Origin of the sequence: Bacillus aerolatus (assembly GCF_009183655.1) — a bacterium.
GTDB classification, from domain to species: Bacteria; Bacillota; Bacilli; order Bacillales; family Domibacillaceae; genus Pseudobacillus; species Pseudobacillus aerolatus.
This window is the reverse complement of sequence record NZ_WEIO01000006.1, coordinates 98,813-119,750: the sequence shown is the minus strand read 5'-3', so window position 1 is coordinate 119,750 and position 20,938 is coordinate 98,813. Positions and strand designations below refer to the sequence as shown.

Below are 20,938 nucleotides of genomic sequence, written 5' to 3'. Positions count from 1 at the left end.
AAGGAGGATTTTTTATGAACAGTGTTGTCTCTTCACTGAAACTATTACCTATAGATTTGATCGATCTTCATGAAGATTACGAACCGTCACGGCTTATAAAAACGATCGCGAATATTGAAAATGACCAATTTTTGCGTCATCCGATTCTTGTCACACGTTTAGCAAATGATCGATATTTAGTGCTTGATGGTGTACATCGTTTTATGAGCTTAAAAAAACTTGGATATACAAAAGTTCCTGTTCAAGAAGTAACGAAAAATGAGTTTACCTTTACAGTCTGGCATCACCTTGTCAAAAGCGGAAACTGGTACAAAGAACTCCTTCATAACCCTAACCTTCCTTGGGTGAAAGATAAAAAGGAAGGGAGTCTATTTATAGAAATGATAACCAACAAAAATGACCGACACTTTTTATATAAAGATGATATCGCTCCCCATTTTTTGGAGAGTTGGCACACGGTTGTTTCAAGCTATACAAAGCATCATGATGTGACTAGAATTCCGCAAGAATCAGATTTTTCACCACAAGCGGAGGAAGTGCTCATCATATATGGAGCATTAGATTATGATTTAATTGCACAATATGTAATGGATGGGAACAAACTGCCTGCTGGAGTAACGCGCTTTCAAGTGAATGGCCGGCTCTTGAACTTGCAGGCCCCGCTTGCACTATTACAAGAAAGCAGCCAGTTTGAAGCAGAATGGGCTGAACTGCTTCGTAAGTCCGAACAATCGTTAAGGTGCTATGTCGAAAAAGTGTATTTATGCGAGAGGTAAGGGTGTGAAGAAGAGAAAGCGGTCTTGGTGTTCGGACACATGCCCATCAAGCTAACAACGTAAATTACTGGATACGGAATGATCTTTGTTTCAAAACTAGCGAATGACGGAAAAGAAGATGAGAATGCCAATGAGTTGTCCATATAAATAGCACTCTAGGCGTTCTCTTTTCATATTTTTACATTTATCAATTTCAAAGAATGACTTCTACGTTTTAAATAAAATCTCAATTGTTTGGCGATGTCTTGCAGGACTACTAGAGATAAAAAGTATTGTAACTCTTGTGCGAAAAGATTCAGTTCATTTGAAATAATAGGATTCATCAAAAACGCTATCCTTTCCCGTAAACTTCTTACGATGAGCATAGCGTTTTTTCATTTTTGAGAGTATGATTTTAACTTCGGTTGATGGGTATGGGGTTCGGACAGCAACCCTTGTTTTTGAGCATTCCGTGAAAGAAAGCAAACAAGACAAATAAGAACATAAAAAGAATAGAATCGCATTAAATGCGATTCTATTCTTTTTATGCTGCCGGGAGTAAATAAACTAAGCGATAGAAGAAAAAGCAGAAAAATTAAGAAGATTGGAAAATAAATCTACACTTTTTCTTAAATAATGGTATTATATAAATGAAAATGATTATCATTTTCACAAAAGGTTAAAAGGGGTGTACGTATGTTTCGCAACAATAAGTTAGTTTCGATTATGTTATGTGTTATGGCCCTGCTGCTTGTAACAGGATGTGGCAGCAAGGAAACGAAAGGCGAGGAGAAGAAGGCAGCTTCACCTCAAGAGGAGCGTGTGGTTAAGCACGCTGGAGGAGAAACAACGATTAAAGGTACGCCTAAAAGAATCGTCACGTTATATCAAGGTGCTAATGATACAGCTGTGGCACTTGGTGTGAAGCCTGTTGGTATCGTTGAGTCTTGGGATCAGCAGCCGATTTATGAATATTTAAGATCTGATTTAGAAGGGGTAACAATTGTTGGACAAGAGTTGCAGCCTAACTTAGAAGAGATTTCTAAATTGAAGCCAGATTTAATTATTGCTTCTAAATATCGTCATGAAAAAATTTATCCGCAATTATCTAAAATCGCTCCAACTATTATGGATGATACCGTTTATGAATGGAAAGATACGTTGCATTTAATGGCTGATGCATTAAATAAACAAGATAAAGAGGCTGAATTACTAGCTGAGTGGGATGGCCGCGTCAAAGACTTTAAATCACAACTGGGTGAAAAGTTACCGATTAAAGCAGCTATTACAAACTTCCGCTCGGATCATATGCGTGTTTACTACAATAGTTATGCCGGATCCATTTTGAAAGAATTAGGATTTGAAGGACTTGAACGCCCTGCAGGCACTGAAGGTGAAGATTGGGGAGAAAAGATTACTTCTAAGGAACGTATTCCTGATTTGAACGCTGATACGATCTTCAATTTCAATGCCTCTAAAGATTCTGAACTAGTGGAGAAAAACTATGAAGCGTGGACAAATCATCCTCTTTGGCAAGAACTTGATGCTGTGAAAAACGGTAAGGTGTTCCAAGTGGATGAAGTGTACTGGAGCGCAGGGGCTGGTTACAAATCAGCGAATTTAATGCTTGATAGTTTATATGAAATTTATGAATTGAAAAAATAAGTGATGAGCTTATAACAATAGTGAACCTGCTGAGAAATGAACAATCTATGTTCATCATTGAAGCAGGTTTTCTTTACTATTATTGGACAAAGTCAAAATTGTGAATGGTGATTAGATGGTACAAATCGTAAAGAAAAGTAAGGGAAAGATGGTTGGCTTATTTTTGTTAATCGTTTTATTATTCGTTTGTATGTTATCGAGCTTGATGTTTGGTATTACGCACTATACGTTAGCCGATATTTACAGCATGGTAACGTCGTTTAACGCACAAGACTTAACACACGTAATTATTTGGAAAGAACGATTTCCGCGGATGGTGATTGCAGTCGTTACTGGGGCTTCGCTGGCGGTTGCCGGTCTCATTAGTCAATTGTTGACGCGCAATCCGTTAGGTTCTCCTAGCGTGCTAGGGATGAATTCCGGTTCGATTTTCTTTATTGTTGTCTTTGTTGTTTTATTTAAAGTATCGGATTTAAACGTTATTGTTTATTTCGCTTTTTTAGGAGCGCTAATAGCGACTGTTTTAGTTTATTTGCTCGGTTCTTTAAGTAATTCAGGGACTACTTCTGTGCAACTTATTTTAGCTGGGATTGCCGTTAATGCGATGTTTGTCTCATTTACGCAAATCATTTTGTTAATGAATCAAAAAGGGATGAATGACGTGTTGTTTTGGATGGCAGGGACGATCAGCGGCCGGACTTTAGACATGATTTTAGCTGTTTTTCCGTTCTTATTTATTTCTCTCATTGCGGCGTGTTTTTTAGGTCGGTCTATGAACATTTATGTGTCCGGGGAAAGCGTTGCGAAAGGGTTAGGGCAAAACGTAATGTTAACGAAATTGACATTGCTTATTTTAATGGTTGTTCTGGCGGGTGGTTCATTAGCGGTCATTGGCAACGTTGCGTTTGTCGGTTTGATCATTCCGCATTTAGCTAAATCACTTATCGGGAATGGTTATGTTTGGTTGACGCCTTATTGTATTTTATTAGGAAGTATCTTTTTACTAGTCGCCGATATTAGTACGCGGTTGATTCATCCACCTGCGGAAATTCCTTTAGGTGTGATTACCGCATTTATTGGAGCACCGTTCTTTATTTATGTCGCTTTTAAAGGAGGGCGTGCACGTGGCTAATCGATGGATCATTCGGTCAAGAAATGAAAAAATATCATTTTTTATGGTAAAAAAAGATGTTTATAAAACGATAGCCGTATTGGTTAGTTTATTGTTAGTCGTTTTGTTAGGATTGATGATTGGCATCGACATTATACCGCTACATGAGGTGATTAATTATACATTCAATTTAGCGCCAATAGAGAATGAATTTGCACTAGGGGAATTAAGGATGCCGCGTGTGTTGTCAGGAATAATTGTCGGTGCATCACTTGCTGTAGCTGGTTTAATTGTACAAGGGATCATTCGAAATCCGCTTGCTTCACCGGACGTCATTGGTGTCACAGGCGGTGCTTCTGTAAGTGCCGTTTTATTTTTAACTTACTTTAGTGATTCAATGGGCGTGGAGTGGACACCGATCTTTGCTATGATTGGTGCAATTATCACGTTCTTCATTATTTATCTTTTTTCATTGCATCCGTCGATTACTGCCAATCGAATAGTGTTAATTGGCATCGGTTTAGCGACGCTTGCCAATGCGCTCGTTATGTATATTCTCGTGACGTCGGCTTCTTTTTCGGCTGAACGCGCCTATTTATGGCTGACAGGAAGCTTGTATGGTGTCAATTGGCTGCAAACAAAAACGGTTCTCGTCTCGTTCATTGTCTTATTTTTAATGATTATGTGGTCGAAGCGGGAGTTTGAATTGTACAGTTACGGTGATTCAGTTGCCCAACAGTTAGGGTTACGTTTGAAGCGGTTTAGAATCTTATTTTTACTCTTTAGTGCATTGCTTTGCGGATTGTCCGTTTCAGTTGCTGGAGGAATAGGCTTTATTGGCTTACTGACGCCGCATATTTCAAGAAGAATTGTACGACATCATACATTGCTCCTATTCATTACAACAGCTGGCATCGGCGCTATATTAGTCGTACTTGCGGACTGGATAGCGCGCATGGCCTTCCAACCATTAGATATTCCAGCAGGTGTCTTTACATCAGGTATCGGTGCACCATTTTTTATTTATTTACTGATTAAAAACCGAAATTCATTTTAAGGATGATAAAAATGAGCCGTATTGTTATGAACGAACTGAAAAATTTTGATATACATGTACAACATGAAAGACCTAAGGAGATCGCGATAACAGATTTATTAAATGAAGAAAAATGTTTATCGTTTCTGAAAAAGCAAATGATTGAGATAAAGGCGCCGAATTTATCAGTTGCAGCTTCCATGTTTTCGAAAAGGTATGCTTATCTCGTTGTATCGTCCACTTTATATAGCATGGCCGCATTCAACTGTGCCCTTCATTTGCCAGTAAAAGCATGCGCATTAAGTAAAGAACGTAAATTATGTATTCAAGCAGATATGTGCAAATGGCAGGAAGTAAAAAGTATGGAAAGAGAACAATGGCGGGAAAACGTGCTGCGCAGCCTTTTTTCCTCTCATATTACGCCGGTTTTAAATATATTGAACAAAACATCCCGCATTCCAGCATCAATATTGTGGGAAAACGTCGCCATTCGAATTAACTCCATTTACCGGAAAACACTAGCGAAAGAATTGGATCCACTTAAGATTGAACGGTTAAACAGCGACTTCCATTTCTTGAAAAATGCAAGTGGAGACTTGTTTCACTTAAAAGAAAATCCGATTCAACATTATTTAAAAATAGGAGAAGAACTTACATTAAATCCTTATCGGAAAACGTGCTGCTTGTACTATAAATTAGAAGAAGATGTTGAAGGAATCGGGCATTGCGGCAATTGCCCAATGAAAAGGAGTGAAAAAAACTAATCAAGGAAAATAATAAAGTGGAGAACCTCTTTTCGGTTCTCCACTTTTTGGAGGTGAATGGTTTGAATAAAACACAAATCGGAATTAAAGAAAATTTATTAAATTTCGTACTTTTAGTTGTTACAAATTTCTTTGTTGGTTCTATGGTTGGTCTAGAGAGAAGCATTTTACCAATTATAGGTGAAGAAGACTTTGGTTTGGCATCTGCAAGTGCGGCATTATCATTTATGATTAGTTTTGGATTTTCAAAAGCCATTGTTAATTATTTTGCCGGGGGAATTGCGGACCGGTTAGGAAGAAAGAAAGTCCTTCTGGTTGGTTGGAGTTTCGGTTTATTCGTTCCATTACTGGTTATATTCGCCAATTCTTGGTGGATGATTGTAGTAGCAAATATTTTCTTAGGTATAAACCAAGGGTTAGCTTGGTCAATGACCGTAAATATGAAAATCGATATTTCTAAGCCTGCTCAAAGGGGATTTGCTGTAGGACTAAATGAATTCGCAGGATATACAGGAGTAGCTGTTATGGCTGCTGTCTCCGGTTTTGTTGCTTCGAATTTATCTAATCGTCCAGAGCCTTTCTATATTGGTATTGTGATTGTAATAATAGGGTTTATCTTATCATTACTTGTAAAAGATACAGAAGAACACATTAAACTTCAATCAAACTCATCTATTAAAGGTACAACCTTATCAGCAAAAGAAGTATTCAAAAACACAACGTTTAAAAATAAAAGTTTATCAAGCATCACTTTCGCAGGATTAAGCACCAACCTTAAAGATGGAATGGCTTGGGGGCTATTTCCGTTATCTTTACTAACGCCGGTTTAACTGTAACGGAAATTGGGTTCTTAGTTGCTATTTATCCAGCGTCATGGGGTTTTTTCCAACTATTCATTGGAGCATTGAGCGATAAGTTTGGGCGAAAGTGGTTTATTGCAGGGGGAATGTGGCTTCAAGCCCTTTCACTATGGATGATTTTATCTGTAGGTCAATATGGCATGTGGTTAGTGGCAGCTATTCTTCTAGGTTTAGGAACTGCTATGGTTTATCCCACTTTACAAGCAGCTATCAGTGATGTGGCTCAACCAGAATGGAGGGCTTCCTCAATGGGTGTTTATCGCTTCTGGCGAGATAGTGGATATGCCTTTGGAGCATTATTTGCGGGTCTTTTAACTGATATACTAAACGTTAATTGGGCAATTGGTTTAGTAGCTCTCTTACCTTTAAGTGCAGGGCTAATAGCAGCAGTGCGATTAAATGAGACTTTACCTTCACTCAATAAGCTCAATAAATCTTAACCATATAATAAGCGAAAGGGATTTGGTAAAACTAAATTTGTTAAAGCTTGATTAAGACTAATAACGTATTTTCTATTAAATTTGGAAATCAGAAAGAGCAGCAAAAACTACATCGAAAGGGCGATTAAAAGATGAACCATTGGAATACTCGTTTTCAAGCACAGAACTATGTTTATGGTACGGAACCAAATGTTTTTTTGTCAGAATTTCAGAAGAAAATAAAAATTTCCGGTGAGGCCTTGGCCATAGCCGAAGGGGAAGGCCGTAATGCGGTTTACTTAGCAGAGCAGGGAATGAAAGTCACAGCATGGGATTATGCGGAATCGGGGCTTGCAAAAACAAATAAGCTCGCAGAAGAACGAGATGTAATGGTCAACACTGAACTTGTCGACCTAAACCAAGCAAAGTGGAGTAAAGATAAGTGGGATGAAATTGTATGTATCTTCGGCCATTTCCCGACAGAACTTCGACAGAAAACACTTCAAGGTGTAAAGGAAGCTGTTAAGCCAGGAGGTTATTATCTGACAGAGGTGTATTCGCACTATCAGATTCCATATAAAAGTGGCGGGCCGCAAGAACTGGATTTTTTATACAAGCCGGAAGAGTTTTTGCGAACCTTTGCTGATTGGCGCATTGTTCACTTTTTCATGGGAGAGGTTGTCCGTCACGAAGGAGAACTACATAATGGATTGTCACATGTTATCCAGTTTGTTGGGCAAAAACCAGAATGAAGCCTTTCTCTAGCTCAATAAAAATCGAGACTTCAGGATTAATTAGATTAGATAAAAGTTAAGAACAAGTTAGAGCGTACAGTGAGAAGCATAAAAAAGAGCCGAAGCCTTTTATTTTTAGAGGTTTTGGCTCTTTTTTTAGTAACTGATGGTTAGAAAACCCTTAAAGCTTCCAGTAAGAATTATTAGTGTATAAAAACAGACACACCCTGAAATATATGGAATGCTCAGCCGGGTATTAAAAGTGGAAACAAAAAGATAATAATAATGAGTAAAGAACTTTTGGTTTCCAAGAATTCGTTTCCGTGCTGTTGAATGAAGCGGTAAATTCAAAACTGAACTGTACCCCGAATATTGGACACTTTAAAAAAAGTCCTATATTCGGGGTATAGTTCATTTACAAGAAAAGAAATCTTTATTTACACAAAATTATCGACGATCCTTACAATAATTGCAAAATTTCAAAAAAGTTCTAATTTTAATACTTGGTATAATAATTGCATCAAAATGATAGGCGGTAATTATTATCTAAAATGAAGGAGGTATATGGAGCTACAATCGATAGCAGTTTTCGAATAAGACAAAGGCGTTTATGAAAGAAAAAATTTAAAATAAAGGTGTGAACAAAAGGATGAAAAAGAGTACACGTGACAGTCTTATTTTTGGTTTTGCGCTGTTCGCTATATTTTTTGGTGCCGGCAACTTAATTTTCCCGCCTTCCATTGGATTAGCTTCCGGGGAGAGCTGGGGTACCGCAATGGCAGGTTTTGTTCTTACAGGAATTATCCTTCCGATTTTAGGAATTATCGCTGTTTTAAATGCAGAAGGAAAATTTGAAGTGCTGACAAATCCTATTAGCCCGTGGTTTTATAAGTTTTTTAATATTGTCGTTATGGTAGGGATTGGGATGACCATTACCATACCAAGAACGGCTGCAACGACCCATGAATTGGGGATCCATACTTTATTTCCTCAAATTCCAGCTGTTGCTACGATACTCGTTTTTTTCGCTCTCAATTTTTACTTCGCGATGGATAAATCGAATTTCATTGATAAAGTAGGAAAAATCCTGACGCCGGCCTTAGTTGTCATTTTAGTTTTCATCGTAGCTAAAGGGACTTTTGATCCGATTGAAGCACCTGTAGCAACAGGGCTTGAAAACCCGTTTTCCTACTCTTTTATTAACGGTTATCAGACGGGGGACCTTTTAACGGGACTTCTTTGTGCTTCGATTTTTTTCGCTTCTATTGCAGGGAAAGGGTATACTAAACCTGCTGATTTGCGAAAAATCACGCTTAATGGAACGATCATAGCAAGCGTGGGATTATTAGTGATATATGGAGGTCTGCTATACATTGGGGCTACAGGCAGCGGTCTATTTCCAAAAGATATTGATAGTACGTCACTCGTTATCGCATTAGTTGATAAACTTCTTGGCACATACGGTACAATAGCCCTGGCTATATGCGTAGCATTAGCTTGTCTTACAACCTCTATTGGTTTGACAGCAGCTGCAGCAGACTTTCTTAGCAATTTAACAAATAATAAAATAAACTATCGCAATTTCGTTGTTATCATTTGTTTGGCAGGCACTGGTGTTGCTTTGCTTGGTGTCGAAAAAATCATCGACTACGCCATGCCGCTGTTCATTGGGATCTATCCGGTTTCAATCGTACTCGTCTTTTTGGGGGTATTCCGCCAATTAATCCCTAATGCAGGAGCATATAAAGGAGCAATAATTGCCACGTTTGTTATCAGCATATTCGAAACTTTAGGAATGATGGGTGTAAAGATTGATCCTGTTAACGAATTAATCGCATTGATTCCACTTAGTTCGAGCGGGTTCTCATGGTTAGTTCCATCGATTATTGGTTTTATCGTTGGAGCGCTTCTTCATAAATACAACCCATCGGGAAAAGAAAATGCTAAAAACCGCGCCAGCTGATTTTGTATAAAACTTTCTATAAAAGCGAAAACAATTTCTTTAATAGCTTTTGATCCATAGTTGATTCAACATAAATAAATAGTTGATTTTAAACGATCCATTTTTAGATCTAAGATCATAAAGTGGATCGTTTTTAGCGAAAAGAGAGGAGGATTTCTATTTTTCAAACATACATAGAGAGGTTTTCAGCCATTTTATTATTCATGTCTGTATTTTTTGCTACAATAATTGTAGCCTTGTACGTCCGCATTGATTGAGTCAACTATCCACCACTTACCTAACGATTGAAGTGGGAAACTTCTGTTCGGAAAATCTGTTGAAATGATCGGCAAGCTTGTACATAGAATCATTTCTTAATGATTTATATGCTATTTAATCAATTTCACCCGATGCTGGAGGACTATTATGTCAAAAACAATATATACAAATGGAGCCATTTACACGCTTGATGCCAATCAGCCGATAGTTGAATCGGTAGTCGTTGAAAATGGAAGAATTACAGATGTTGGATCACATGCAGATATGGTTTTGCAATGGGGAAAAAATAATGCAAAAGTTATTGATTTACAAGGAAAGATGGTAACTCCTGGCTTGACCGACAGTCACCTTCATCTGTCGGGTATTGCTTTTCAATATTTGGATTTGAACCTAACAGGTGTGACATCCAAAAGAGACATGCTGGAAAAAATAAGAGAAAGAGCGAATAAGATCCCATCAAGTAAATGGCTGTTAGGAATCGGGTGGGACGAGAATCTCTTTATTGACGGAACCATACCAACTATACAAGAGTTAGATCATGTTGCACCTCATTGTCCGATTTTTCTAAAGCGGGTCTGTCACCATGCCTTTCTCGTTAACAGCAAAGCACTTGAATTGTGTCATTATCATCCCGCGATCACTGTTCCAACAGGTGGAAATGTCCTTCTTGATCCCGGTACCAAAAAACCTACAGGCTTGCTGCTTGAATCAGCCTCCAACCTTATTACAGAGTACATACCAGAGAGAACATACGATGAGTTAAAACACGCGCTGGAACAAGCGATGAAATACGCAATAAAGCAGGGATTAACAAGTGTTCATACGAATGATCCTCTTTATTTAGGCGGTTTTGATCAAACATATAAAATGTATGATGAACTGCTGAACAAAGAGCAAAAAGGACTGCGATGCAACCTCCTGATTGATTATCCTTTTCTTAGCCGCTTAAAAGAAAGAGGTCTGTATGCCGGATATGGGAATGACAAACTGCAAATAGGAGCTATAAAAATCTTTGCAGATGGCGCGCTCGGAAGAAGAACCGCGCTGCTTTCAGAGTCTTATCATGATGCACCAAACCAATTTGGAGAAGCGCAGTACGATCAGAAAACGCTTTATAAAATGGTTAAAGAAGCGAGAGGTCATTCGATGCCAATTGCCGTCCATACAATCGGCGATCAAGCGGTGGAAAATGTGTTGCAAGTACTCGATCAATTTCCAAAAGCGAAGCATCGTGATCGTATCATCCATGTATCCGTGCTGCGGGAAGACTTAATACAACGTCTGGCGGACCCAAGTCTTGTGGCAGATATTCAGCCAAGATTTTTAGTTGGGGACTTTCCGTGGGTGCAAGAGAGACTCGGAGAGAGAAGAATCCAGCATTTGTATGCCTGGAAATCGCTGCTTTCTGCAGGTGTATTATGTGCAGGCGGATCGGATGCACCAGTAGAACCTCTTGATCCATTGTTAGGCATTCATGCGGCCGTCACACGGAGAGATCCTTCGCAGTCTCATGGCGGCTGGAATGAGAAAGAAAAAATATCTATATACGATGCTCTTAAGGTGTTTACGATAGGCGGCGCCTATGCGACAAATGAAGAACACAAAAAAGGAAAGATAACAAGAGGGAAATTAGCCGATATGACTGTCTATTCGAACAACCTTTTATTGATGGAAGATCCGAATGAACTTTTAAATACCGAAATTGAAATGACAATTGTAGGTGGAGAGATCGTTTATCAGAAGTAAGTGTTAGAAAATAAACAAGGCGGTGTTCTGTACAAGGGATCACCGCCTTGTTTATTTGTTATGATAATCGCGTTAACGTCATGATCATTTATCAATCGTGGCTATTGATCCCATGTTTTTGGATTTTTCTCATTAAAGTAGATTGAGGGATACCTAATAATTTCGCTGCTTCTCGCGTTGTTTTTGATTCTTGTAACTTATGTTGGATGAATTCTTTTTCAATATCATTCAGATACCCTCTCAATGGTTTATTTAAATCATTTTTATGTTGAATAAAGGAAGAGTTTTCTCTGCTATGTTTAAAGCTTTCTGGGAGTTCATCAATTTCAATTTGATCATGGTCGGACATGACCATCACTCTTTCGATTGTGTTCGAAAGTTCTCGGATGTTGCCCGGCCATGAATAGGATTGCAGGGCAGTGATTGCTTCTCTTGATAACGTTTTATTCGCTTTATATTTTTTATTGTAAACACCGACATAATGCTGCAAAAGTAAGAAAATATCTTCAGGGCGTTCACGCAAAGAAGGGACCTTCATTGATAAAACGTTTAACCGGTAAAATAAATCCGCACGAAACTTATTTTCTTCTGCTAATTTTAGTAAATCTTTATTTGTCGCTGCAATGATGCGTACATTAGCACTGTGAAGGTACACTTCACCAATCGGCAAGTAGGTTTTATCCTGAATTAATTGCAAAATCTTCACTTGCAAATGTAAGGGAAGTTCCCCGATTTCGTCTAAAAAAAGCGTACCGCCTTCTGCTACTTCCACAAGGCCAATCTTTCCTTTCCCGGATGCACCAGTAAATGCCCCTTTCTTATAACCAAATAATTCCGATTCAAACAAACTTTCCGGAATCGCTCCACAGTTTACCTGGATAAAAGGTTTATCATGCCGATCGCTTAATTTATGAATATAATTGGCAAACACATTCTTTCCGCTTCCTGTTTCTCCAGTAATTAACACGGAAGCGTCCGAAACAGCGATTTTTTCTGCTTGTCCGATCATTTTTTTGAAATGAGGCGTCTCCCCAATTAACGGATTCGCACCATCGATTTTTTCGTTTTTTGTTTGTAAATGCCGCAATTCCTGTACATAGCGATTAAGAACCGCTTCCACTTCCGCATGCTGCGTAGTGGAAAGCAAATCTTGATTGATGCTTCTTCCATGTGTTACAACCCATTTTATTTTTCCGTGCTTATTTCTAACAATATGTCCGCTGACGAGCCATTTTTGATGATGTCCTTTGATCGTTTGAATGATTGAGATCGACTCGTTCTTTTGTAAAACAAGCCGGTTCACAGAAGGAGAAAATAAACCTTCCTTTTCAAGGTCCCAAACATTTTTTCCTATTAGCTCATCCCGCGTCTTTTTTAACATTTCACAGCTCACTCTGCTCACCCAAACAGTGTTTCCTTCTACATCTGTAATATAAAAGCCGTCATTTAAAGAATCTAAAATATCAAAAAGATTTTCATTTTTCACTATTATCACCGCCTAATTGCTTTTAAAAGTGATTTTTTGATCCATAAACAGATCGTATCAGAAAAAGAAAACGTATTCAATTGATCCGTTAACGAAATCGTGAACCAAAAATGGATCGAAAGAATGTTGTATAACTGAAAAGTCCAGTTTTTCAGAACGAGTATAAGCTAATTCAAAGATTTTTTTGTTGAAAAAACTTTTTCTCGTTGGCACAGATATTGCATTTATAGAATCGAGCATCAATTTTTAGGAAGGTGATCACATGTACGCAGATGTAATACTTCACAATGCAAAGTTTTATACGATGGACGAAACGATTCCCGTCGCCAATAAATTAGCCATTAAAGACGGAAAAATCATCGGTATCAATGAGCAGGCAGAATCTTTTAAAGGAAACTCCACGAAAGTCGTGGAGTTAAAAAACAAAGCTGTTTTGCCAGGTATGATAGAAAGCCATGCTCATCCGCTAGAATATGCTGCTGAGTTATTGAAACTTGACTTACGGTATGAATTCACTCCGACGACTGCCGATATTCTTCAAAAAGTGAAAGAGAAGAGCAAAGAGATTCCAAAAGGAGAATGGATTCTTGGCAACGGCTGGGATGATACGAGACTGAAAGATAAAAGGTTTCCAACGATTGACGAATTAAGCGCTGCTGCTCCTGACCATCCGGTGCTGTTAAAGCGTATATGCAATCATAATGCAGTCGTTAACCGTAAAGCTCTTGAAGTATGCGGGCTGCCGTCAAACCCTGAAGATCCAGAAGGAGGACGATTTCATAAAGATCCTGCTACAGGTCAGTTTAGCGGACTCGTTCAAGAAAATGCTGTTACGAAATTTAATGTACCGGCTTTTTCTGTCAGTGAATTGAAAAAAGCGATGGAACAAGCCCAGCAGCATTTCCTAAAATGGGGAATTACTACGGTTCACGATATGGGTGTTAAGCAAAAGGAAATGAAAATTTATCAACAGATGTCCAACGAACACACACTCGTCTTGAAAGTGCGGCTATGGCTATGGGCTTTGACACAAATGGGCTGGGGAGGCGTACAGGAAGAAACATTCGCTATGGGAATTGAAAGCGGCTTTGGTAATGATCGACTGAACATTCAAGGGCTCAAGTATATGCTTGATGGCAGTGTTGGCGGCAAAACAGCTGCTGTTTCAGAGCCGTTTGAGAACGATCCAGATAATACCGGTATTACGTATATGGACCAAGAAATGATTAATCAGCATGTTCGCACAGCGATGAACAATAATTTACGGATATCGATACATGGAATTGGTGACCGAGCGATCGAAATGGCTCTGCAGGCCATTGAACAAAGCGGCAATCCGGAAAAAATAAAGTCAATGAGACATAGAATTGAGCATGTTGTTCTCCCAACAACCGATCATCTGGAAAGAATCGCTAAAAACAATATCGTTGCTGCTTCTTCTGTAGGATTTATTTACTCGATAGGCGACAGCTACTTAAGAAACTTAGGGGAGGAGCGGGCAAAACGTATTTTCCCGCACGCATCATTTAAAAAATACGGAATTATTGCACCTGGAAACTCTGACATGCCTGTCTGCAGCGGCGACCCATTCCATGGCGTGCATTCAGCAGTGACCCGCAAAACAATTGAAGGTCAGCAGTTAGGCACAGAAGAGAAAATTACTGTAGAAGACGCGATAAAAGCTTACACAATTGATGCCGCTTATAGCGGATTTGATGAGCCGATCATCGGCAGCTTAGCTGTTGGCAAATATGCTGATCTTATCGTACTTGATCAAGATCCTTTCACTATACAAGAAGATGAAATAAAAGATGTCAATGTTCAAATGACGATGGTTGAAGGAAAAGTGATGTATAAGTGTATAGATGGCAAAGACACCTTTTATACAAATGAAGCCAGCCGCAAATTAGACTATTCAAATATTTAAGGAGAAAGAGATATGTTATTAATTTCACTGCCACATGAAATGGATGATCAATACGTTAAAAAAATAGCGGAATTAGTTTATCCGATGGAAGTAGTAGTAGAGCCGGATTTAATGAACGCAAACCTTCCGATCGATAAGGTGGAAATACTCCTTACATACGGAGCTCAAGTCAATGAAACGACTTTGGACTCAATGAAGTCGCTGAAGTGGATTCAAGTGTTTCAAGCAGGCGTTGAACAGATCCCAATGAAGGAGCTTATGAAAAGGGGGATTTTATTAACGAATATTCAAGATTTTCACAGTATCCCTCTGTCTGAGTATGTACTTAGTATGATTCTCTACTTTACTCGTGCCATTCGTAAATATGAGAAATCTCAAAGAATACAAGAATGGAATCGCAAAGAAATGGATCAAGAAATATACGGCAAGACGGTCGCTATTTTCGGAGCTGGAAGGATCGGTCAATTTATCGCAGAAAGATGCAAATTGCTGGGGATGAAAGTGATCGGAGTAAATACGAATGGAAAGATCAAACCTCATTTTGATGAAATGTATACGATGGATCAAAAAATAGATGTACTGCAAAAAAGTGATTTTGTCGTCTTGCTTCTTCCAGCGACAAAAGAAACGTATCACTGTTTTGGCCAAAAGGAATTCCAGACAATGAAAAAAAGTGCGTATTTCATCAACGTCGGCCGGGGGACATTGGTCAACGCCGAGGAACTAATCGAAAGCTTAAATAACGAGGAAATTAAAGGGGCGGCTATTGACGTTACAGATCCGGAACCGCTGCCAGGGGACCATCCGCTTTGGAATGTGGAGAATTTAATCATTACTCCGCATATTGCAGCGGTATCCAACCGTTTTTTTGACCGGGCGATTGAAAAGGTCGCCTTAAACTGGGAGGCATACAAGCGAAATGAGCAGCCGCCTTACTATATTGAGTTAGCAAAAGGATATTAATGAATAAGAGGAGAGAGATATAATGAGCAAAACTTATAAAGAAGAAGATGCTATACAAGTAAAAAAATTTAAAAACTATGAAGAAGAGCGTTTACATTGCAAGCAGCGGTTAGCTGGCGGATTCCGGATTTTGGCCCGACGCGGATTTGATATGGGGGTAGCTGGCCATATTACTGTTCGTGACCCTGAATTAACCGATCATTTTTGGGTGAATCCATTTACGATGAGCTTTAGCCAAATTAAAGCTTCCGACCTTATTCTCGTCAATCACGAAGGCAGAATTGTTGAAGGGAAGAAGCCGATCAATCGGGCGGCCTTTGCGATCCATTCTCAAATTCACGCAGCAAGACCAGATGCAGCTGCAGCTGCTCATACCCATTCTCCGTATGGAAAAGTATGGTCAACGACGGGAAGACTGCTCGATCCGATTACGCAAGACAGCTGTGCATTTTATAAAGATCACGGAATTTTTAACGATTATACAGGCCTCGTTCATGGACTGGACGAAGGAAAACGGATCGCTCAGGCACTAGGTGATTATAAAGCGGTTATTTTACAAAATCACGGATTATTAACTGTCGGCCAAACAGTCGAGGAAGCGGTCTGGTGGTATGTTTTCATGGAAGAAGCGTGCAAAACACAAGTGTTGGCAGAGCAAATCGGCAAACCGATTTTAATTGAAGAATCACATGCGGAGCTAACAGCCAAACAAATCGGATTCCCACTTGCAGGAGTAGGTAACTTCCAGCCTTTGTATGATCAGATTTTAAAAGAAGAGCCAGATTTCTTAGGATAATCAAACAGCTCCCGACCACTTAAAAAGTCTCCCTTTTTTCTAATGATTGGGAGCGATAGAAAAATCATTTTTTCATTGCAGAGGAGAACTAAGATATGATTAATTTAGTAAATAAACAGCTAAAATCAATAGAAGTATCAGGCATACGTGCTATTGCTAACAAGGCAGCTACTGATCCTACTATCATTAATATGACGTTAGGTCAGCCGGATTTTCCGACGCCTGAAAAAATAAAATTGGCCGGCAAGAAAGCGATTGATGACAATCAAACAGCCTATACACATAATGCTGGTTTGCTTGAATTAAGACAAGCAGTTAGTGATTATATGAACCGGCTTTATGGCCTTTCTTATCGTCCGGAAGATGAAATCATTGTAACAATCGGTGCGAGTGAAGCAATCGATATGACCTTTCGTGCCATTTTGGAAGAAGGCAGTGAGGTCATTATCCCAGGACCTGTCTATCCAGGATATGAACCGACGATTAAATTATGCGGTGCGGTACCTGTTTATATAGATACGAGGGAAACGGGCTTTAAAGTGACGGCTGCTATGATTGAGGAGAAAATCACTGAAAATACCCGCTGCATCGTTCTTTCTTATCCATCCAACCCAACAGGATGTACGCTTGATCAAGAAGAGATAGTGAAAATAGCCGATCTATTAAAAGGGAAGAATATCTTTATTTTGTCTGATGAAATCTATAGTGGGCTTGTTTACGATAAACAACATCATTCCATTGCTTCTGTTTCTGAATTGAAAGAGAAAACGATTCTGATTAATGGACTTTCTAAATCACATGCGATGACTGGATGGAGAATTGGCTTTGTTTTAGCTCCTTCTGAGATTACGGCTGAACTATTAAAAGTTCACCTATTTAATACGGTTTGTGCGAGCACAATCAGTCAATATGCGGCAATTGAGGCTTTAACGCAAGAAATGGATGAAGTGGCACAAATGAAAGCAGAGTATAAGCGAAGAAGAGATTATGTTTATGAGCGGGCTGTTTCAATGGGGCTGGATGTAGTGAAGCCTGAGAGTGCCTTTTATCTATTTCCTTCTATTAAATATACAAATATGACATCTCTTGATTTTGCCCTCAAATTACTAGAAGAAGGGGTCGCAGTCGTGCCGGGAAGTGCCTTTTCAGAGCTTGGGGAAGGCTATATCCGAATTTCTTTTGCATGTTCAATGGAAAAGTTGGAGGAAGGATGTAACCGCATCGAACGATTTCTAAAGAAAACCGCTTTAAGTGCAGCGGCCAATTAGCCCGCAGAGTGGAAGAAATAAGCCTTGCTATTGAAGTCTGCTTCTTTCCAAAACTTATCTGAATAAACCACAATAAAAAAGAATCGCGTCAATGAAGTGACGCGATTCTTTTTTTTATGATTCTGGCAGTAAATAAAACACGGAGAAAAAGTGTGTCACACTTCCGGCAAGAACGAACAAATGCCAGATCATATGATGATACCTAAAACCTCTCCACACGTAAAAAATAGCGCCTATCGTGTATAAAACCCCGCCGGTTACTAACAGAGCCATACTTCCCGCAGAAAGATTTTGCACGAGTGTATCCCAGGCGAATACGATCAGCCAGCCCATTAATACGTATAAAAGAGTGGATGTTTTTAAAAACTTCTTTACAAAAAAGCATTTAAATACCGTTCCGAAGATTGCTAACCCCCACACAATGCCGAACAATGTCCAGCCGAGCGCACCTTTTACCGCCAAAAACAGAAAAGGAGTGTACGTGCCTGCGATGAAAAAGTAAATCGAAGAATGGTCAAAGATCTCAAAAACGTTTTTCACCTTGCCTGCAGGGAAACTGTGCACGAGCGTGGAAGATAAATAAAGCAGCAGCATCGTTGCGCCAAAAATAGTGAAGCTGACTACATGCCAGACTGTGCCGTACAATGATGAATAGACGATCAGCAGCACGAGAGCCGCAATGCTGAGCAAAGCTCCAATCCCATGCGTAATCGAATTGGCAATTTCCTCTCCTTTTGAGAAAGTATGCGTATTTGCCATGGAAAACACTCCTTTAAAACAATATGTGTTTAGTGTAACACAGTGATTGGAATAAAATCATTATTAAAGCCGGTTTGTAATCGGGAAGCAAAGGGAAGTCTTAAAAAAGCGAATCTATCAGTGCAACAGTTGACGAAACTATTTCTACAACTTGAATTTGCTGTCAATCGATTTGATTTGTAAAACAAGTTCTGTATGTTTACACTTATTTTAAGAAAGCTCACTCTACGAATAATAAGGAGATGAATAAGTGATGGATGTTAAACATGAAAACGGCCGGTTTTTCGTTGAAAAAAACGGGGAAACGATGGCAGAGCTATCCTACGTTCCAGCAGGGGCTGAGCAAATAGAAGTGAATCATACATTTGTCTCAGATGAGCTTCGCGGTCAGGGAGTGGGAGGCCAGCTCATTAATGAAGCCGTCAGCTACGCCCGCGAACAAAACAAAAAGATCGTACCGACTTGCTCATATGCGAAAGCGAAATTAGAAAAAAACAGTGACTATATCGATGTATTGGCAAAAAATAAGTAAAGAGGCACTTCGCCTCTTTACTTATTTTTTTTGAACATTATTCATGACTGAGAACTTTTCCAAAAATGAATAGTATAAGCAAATACATATGCTCCTACTTAGCAAACCTTGAAGTGAGATTACGAAAGAGTTCACTTATCATGCCGCCCACTCCGCACTGTTCGAATGTGATTTCCCATTAATAAAAATATTTATCACCTTAAGCCGTACTTCAAATGAAATTACCTTGGTGGAATTTTGGTGTTTTTGTATAGAAGCACCTAAATATGGAACTATAGAAAAAGGGGCAAAGCACTTGCAAAAAAATGGGGGGACTAGCTTGATTCGGAATATGAGTAAACTGTTAAGGAAAACAAAAAAAAAGAAACAGAATCAACAAGAATCTAAGCCGCAGGATGCGCTTCATCAAAGTTTTAACGAAAATGTTGAAATCTTTCGTTCCATTTATGAGAACTGTTCAGATGTTGTTTTTCGTCCTTTCTCAATTTTCGGAAAAACAAGAGCCATGATTATTTATATTGATGGTCTTTCAGATGTTGAGGGGCTTGACGAAAATGTTCTTTCCCCACTCATGCAGGAAACAGCCAATGAGTCACAACCATTCAATGAGCTGCTTGAAAATAAACTGCCCGTTTCCAATGTAAAAAAAGTAAATTTGTTGGCGGATTGCATCGAATCCATTTCAACTGGAAATCCCATTTTGCTGTATGAAGGGGGAAGTGACGGATTTTCCTTAAGTTTGGCCAAGTGGGAAAAACGAAGCATTGAAGAACCTGCAGCAGAGTCCGGAATTAGGGGACCGCGTGAGGGATTTACTGAATCGCTGCAAGTAAGTACGGCGCAATTGCGGCGCATTATTAAAAGTCCAGCTCTTAAAATACAATCCATGAAAATTGGAAGTTATACAAGGACGACTGTTGCCCTTGCTTATATTGAAGGCGTTGCCGATCAAACACTGATTGACGAGGCAACCAATCGGCTGCAACGAATTGAGATCGATGGAATCTTAGAAAGTGAATATATCGAGGCATTGATTGAGGACAACCCGTACTCGCCATTCCCTCAGATCAAGTCAACCGAACGGCCGGATGTCGCCTGTGCGAATTTACTAGAGGGACGTATCGTCATTTTAGTAGAAGGCACTCCATTTACGTTAATTGCCCCTATTTCCTTCTTTTCTTTGTTGCAATCACAGGAGGATTACTATCAAAGCTTTATGATCAGCACCTTTATCCGTTGGCTGCGCTATGGTTTCTTTGTCATCTCTCTTCTGTTTCCAGCGCTTTACGTAGCCGTGACGACGTTCCATCAAGAGATGTTACCACAGGCACTGTTGTTAAGTATCGCCGCTGCCAGAGAAACAGTCCCTTTTCCTGCTTTAGTAGAAGCCTTGATGATGGAAATTACGTTTGAAGCGCTCAGGGAGGCAGGGGTTCGCTTGCCAAAACAGGTTGGCTCCGCCATCAGTATTGTTGGAGCACTCGTCATTGGTCAAGCGGCTGTTCAAGCAGGACTAGTTTCAGCACCAATGGTCATTGTGGTAGCGATTACGGGAATTGCTTCTTTTATGATACCTAGTTATATTATGGCAATCTCCGTCCGAATGCTCCGCTTTCCAATCATTTTTTTTGCCGGCACTTTAGGGCTGCTCGGAATTACAATGGGAATCATCGCGATAGCGATTCACTTATGCAGCTTGCGTTCCTTCGGTGAGCCTTACTTAGCACCGCTGGCACCGTTAAAAGGCCGGGAGCTGAAGGATGCACTGTGGAAATCTCCTTTGTGGAAGATGGGTACACGCCCACATTTTACTGGCGAATCTAATGTATATCGTCAAGCTCAGGGGCAAGCACCGAGTTCAAAAAAGGGAGGAGAATCTGGAAATTAACGGAAGAG

16 protein-coding genes and 2 pseudogenes are annotated in these 20,938 nt (G+C 39.5%); 15 read left to right on the top strand and 3 right to left on the bottom strand.

The genetic code is table 11. The features are described from left to right. Positions 1-14: 14 nt before the first annotated feature. Positions 15-776 (top strand): ParB N-terminal domain-containing protein, encoded by a 762-nt coding sequence (locus F9802_RS11590; protein ID WP_152152102.1) that lies wholly within the window; start codon positions 15-17, stop codon positions 774-776. 102 nt (positions 777-878) lie between these two features. Here F9802_RS11590 and F9802_RS20275 read toward each other — a convergent pair. After that, a pseudogene (locus F9802_RS20275) lies at positions 879-1,016 on the bottom strand (IS4 family transposase); the annotation flags it as partial. Positions 1,017-1,451: 435 nt separating this feature from the next. Here F9802_RS20275 and F9802_RS11585 point away from each other — a divergent pair. From F9802_RS11585 to F9802_RS11550, 8 genes and pseudogenes are all read left to right on the top strand, one after another. Further along, positions 1,452-2,420, top strand: coding sequence for an ABC transporter substrate-binding protein (locus F9802_RS11585; protein WP_152152100.1), 969 nt, complete (start codon positions 1,452-1,454; stop codon positions 2,418-2,420). Between the two features lie 115 nt (positions 2,421-2,535). Then, positions 2,536-3,552, top strand: a complete 1,017-nt coding sequence (locus tag F9802_RS11580) for a FecCD family ABC transporter permease (protein ID WP_152152098.1) — start codon at positions 2,536-2,538, stop codon at positions 3,550-3,552. Further along, positions 3,545-4,588 carry a FecCD family ABC transporter permease gene (locus F9802_RS11575; protein ID WP_191991907.1) on the top strand — a complete coding sequence of 348 codons (1,044 nt, stop codon included), beginning with the start codon at positions 3,545-3,547 and terminating at the stop codon, positions 4,586-4,588. Before F9802_RS11580 ends, F9802_RS11575 begins: the two co-directional genes overlap by 8 nt. An 11-nt stretch (positions 4,589-4,599) precedes the next feature. Further along, positions 4,600-5,331, top strand: a complete 732-nt coding sequence (locus tag F9802_RS11570) for an IucA/IucC family C-terminal-domain containing protein (protein WP_191991905.1) — start codon at positions 4,600-4,602, stop codon at positions 5,329-5,331. Between the two features lie 62 nt (positions 5,332-5,393). Next, positions 5,394-6,631: pseudogene (locus F9802_RS11565) on the top strand (MFS transporter). A 131-nt stretch (positions 6,632-6,762) separates the two neighbouring features. Continuing rightward, a complete protein-coding gene (locus F9802_RS11560; protein ID WP_152152094.1) occupies positions 6,763-7,362 on the top strand; it encodes a methyltransferase domain-containing protein in 600 nt (199 codons plus the stop codon). 631 nt (positions 7,363-7,993) lie between these two features. Beyond that, a complete protein-coding gene (gene brnQ / locus F9802_RS11555; RefSeq protein WP_152152093.1) occupies positions 7,994-9,307 on the top strand; it encodes a branched-chain amino acid transport system II carrier protein in 1,314 nt (437 codons plus the stop codon). A gap of 405 nt (positions 9,308-9,712) precedes the next feature. Next, complete coding sequence (locus F9802_RS11550; protein ID WP_152152091.1) at positions 9,713-11,311, top strand: amidohydrolase; 1,599 nt, start codon at positions 9,713-9,715, stop codon at positions 11,309-11,311. Positions 11,312-11,402: 91 nt separating this feature from the next. Here the strand turns inward: F9802_RS11550 and F9802_RS11545 are convergent, their stop codons facing one another. After that, a complete protein-coding gene (locus tag F9802_RS11545; RefSeq protein WP_191991904.1) occupies positions 11,403-12,797 on the bottom strand; it encodes a sigma-54 interaction domain-containing protein in 1,395 nt (464 codons plus the stop codon). A gap of 262 nt (positions 12,798-13,059) precedes the next feature. Here F9802_RS11545 and F9802_RS11540 point away from each other — a divergent pair, with 262 nt between their 5' ends. From F9802_RS11540 to F9802_RS11525, 4 genes are all read left to right on the top strand, one after another. Then, positions 13,060-14,724, top strand: coding sequence for an amidohydrolase (locus tag F9802_RS11540; RefSeq protein WP_152152087.1), 1,665 nt, complete (start codon positions 13,060-13,062; stop codon positions 14,722-14,724). Positions 14,725-14,736: 12 nt separating this feature from the next. Further along, positions 14,737-15,687 carry a D-2-hydroxyacid dehydrogenase gene (locus F9802_RS11535; RefSeq protein WP_152152085.1) on the top strand — a complete coding sequence of 317 codons (951 nt, stop codon included), beginning with the start codon at positions 14,737-14,739 and terminating at the stop codon, positions 15,685-15,687. Between the two features lie 22 nt (positions 15,688-15,709). Then, entirely contained in the window at positions 15,710-16,483 is a 774-nt protein-coding gene (locus tag F9802_RS11530; RefSeq protein ID WP_152152083.1) for a class II aldolase/adducin family protein, read from the top strand. A 95-nt stretch (positions 16,484-16,578) separates the two neighbouring features. Then, positions 16,579-17,751, top strand: a complete 1,173-nt coding sequence (locus F9802_RS11525) for an aminotransferase A (RefSeq protein ID WP_152152081.1) — start codon at positions 16,579-16,581, stop codon at positions 17,749-17,751. A 114-nt stretch (positions 17,752-17,865) separates the two neighbouring features. Here the strand turns inward: F9802_RS11525 and trhA are convergent, their stop codons facing one another. Then, entirely contained in the window at positions 17,866-18,510 is a 645-nt protein-coding gene (trhA, locus tag F9802_RS11520; RefSeq protein ID WP_152152079.1) for a PAQR family membrane homeostasis protein TrhA, read from the bottom strand. A gap of 253 nt (positions 18,511-18,763) precedes the next feature. Here trhA and F9802_RS11515 point away from each other — a divergent pair, with 253 nt between their 5' ends. Then, complete coding sequence (locus F9802_RS11515) at positions 18,764-19,042, top strand: GNAT family N-acetyltransferase (RefSeq protein WP_152152275.1); 279 nt, start codon at positions 18,764-18,766, stop codon at positions 19,040-19,042. Between the two features lie 331 nt (positions 19,043-19,373). Further along, positions 19,374-20,930 carry a spore germination protein gene (locus F9802_RS11510; RefSeq protein ID WP_152152273.1) on the top strand — a complete coding sequence of 519 codons (1,557 nt, stop codon included), beginning with the start codon at positions 19,374-19,376 and terminating at the stop codon, positions 20,928-20,930. The last annotated feature ends 8 nt before the right edge of the window (positions 20,931-20,938 follow it).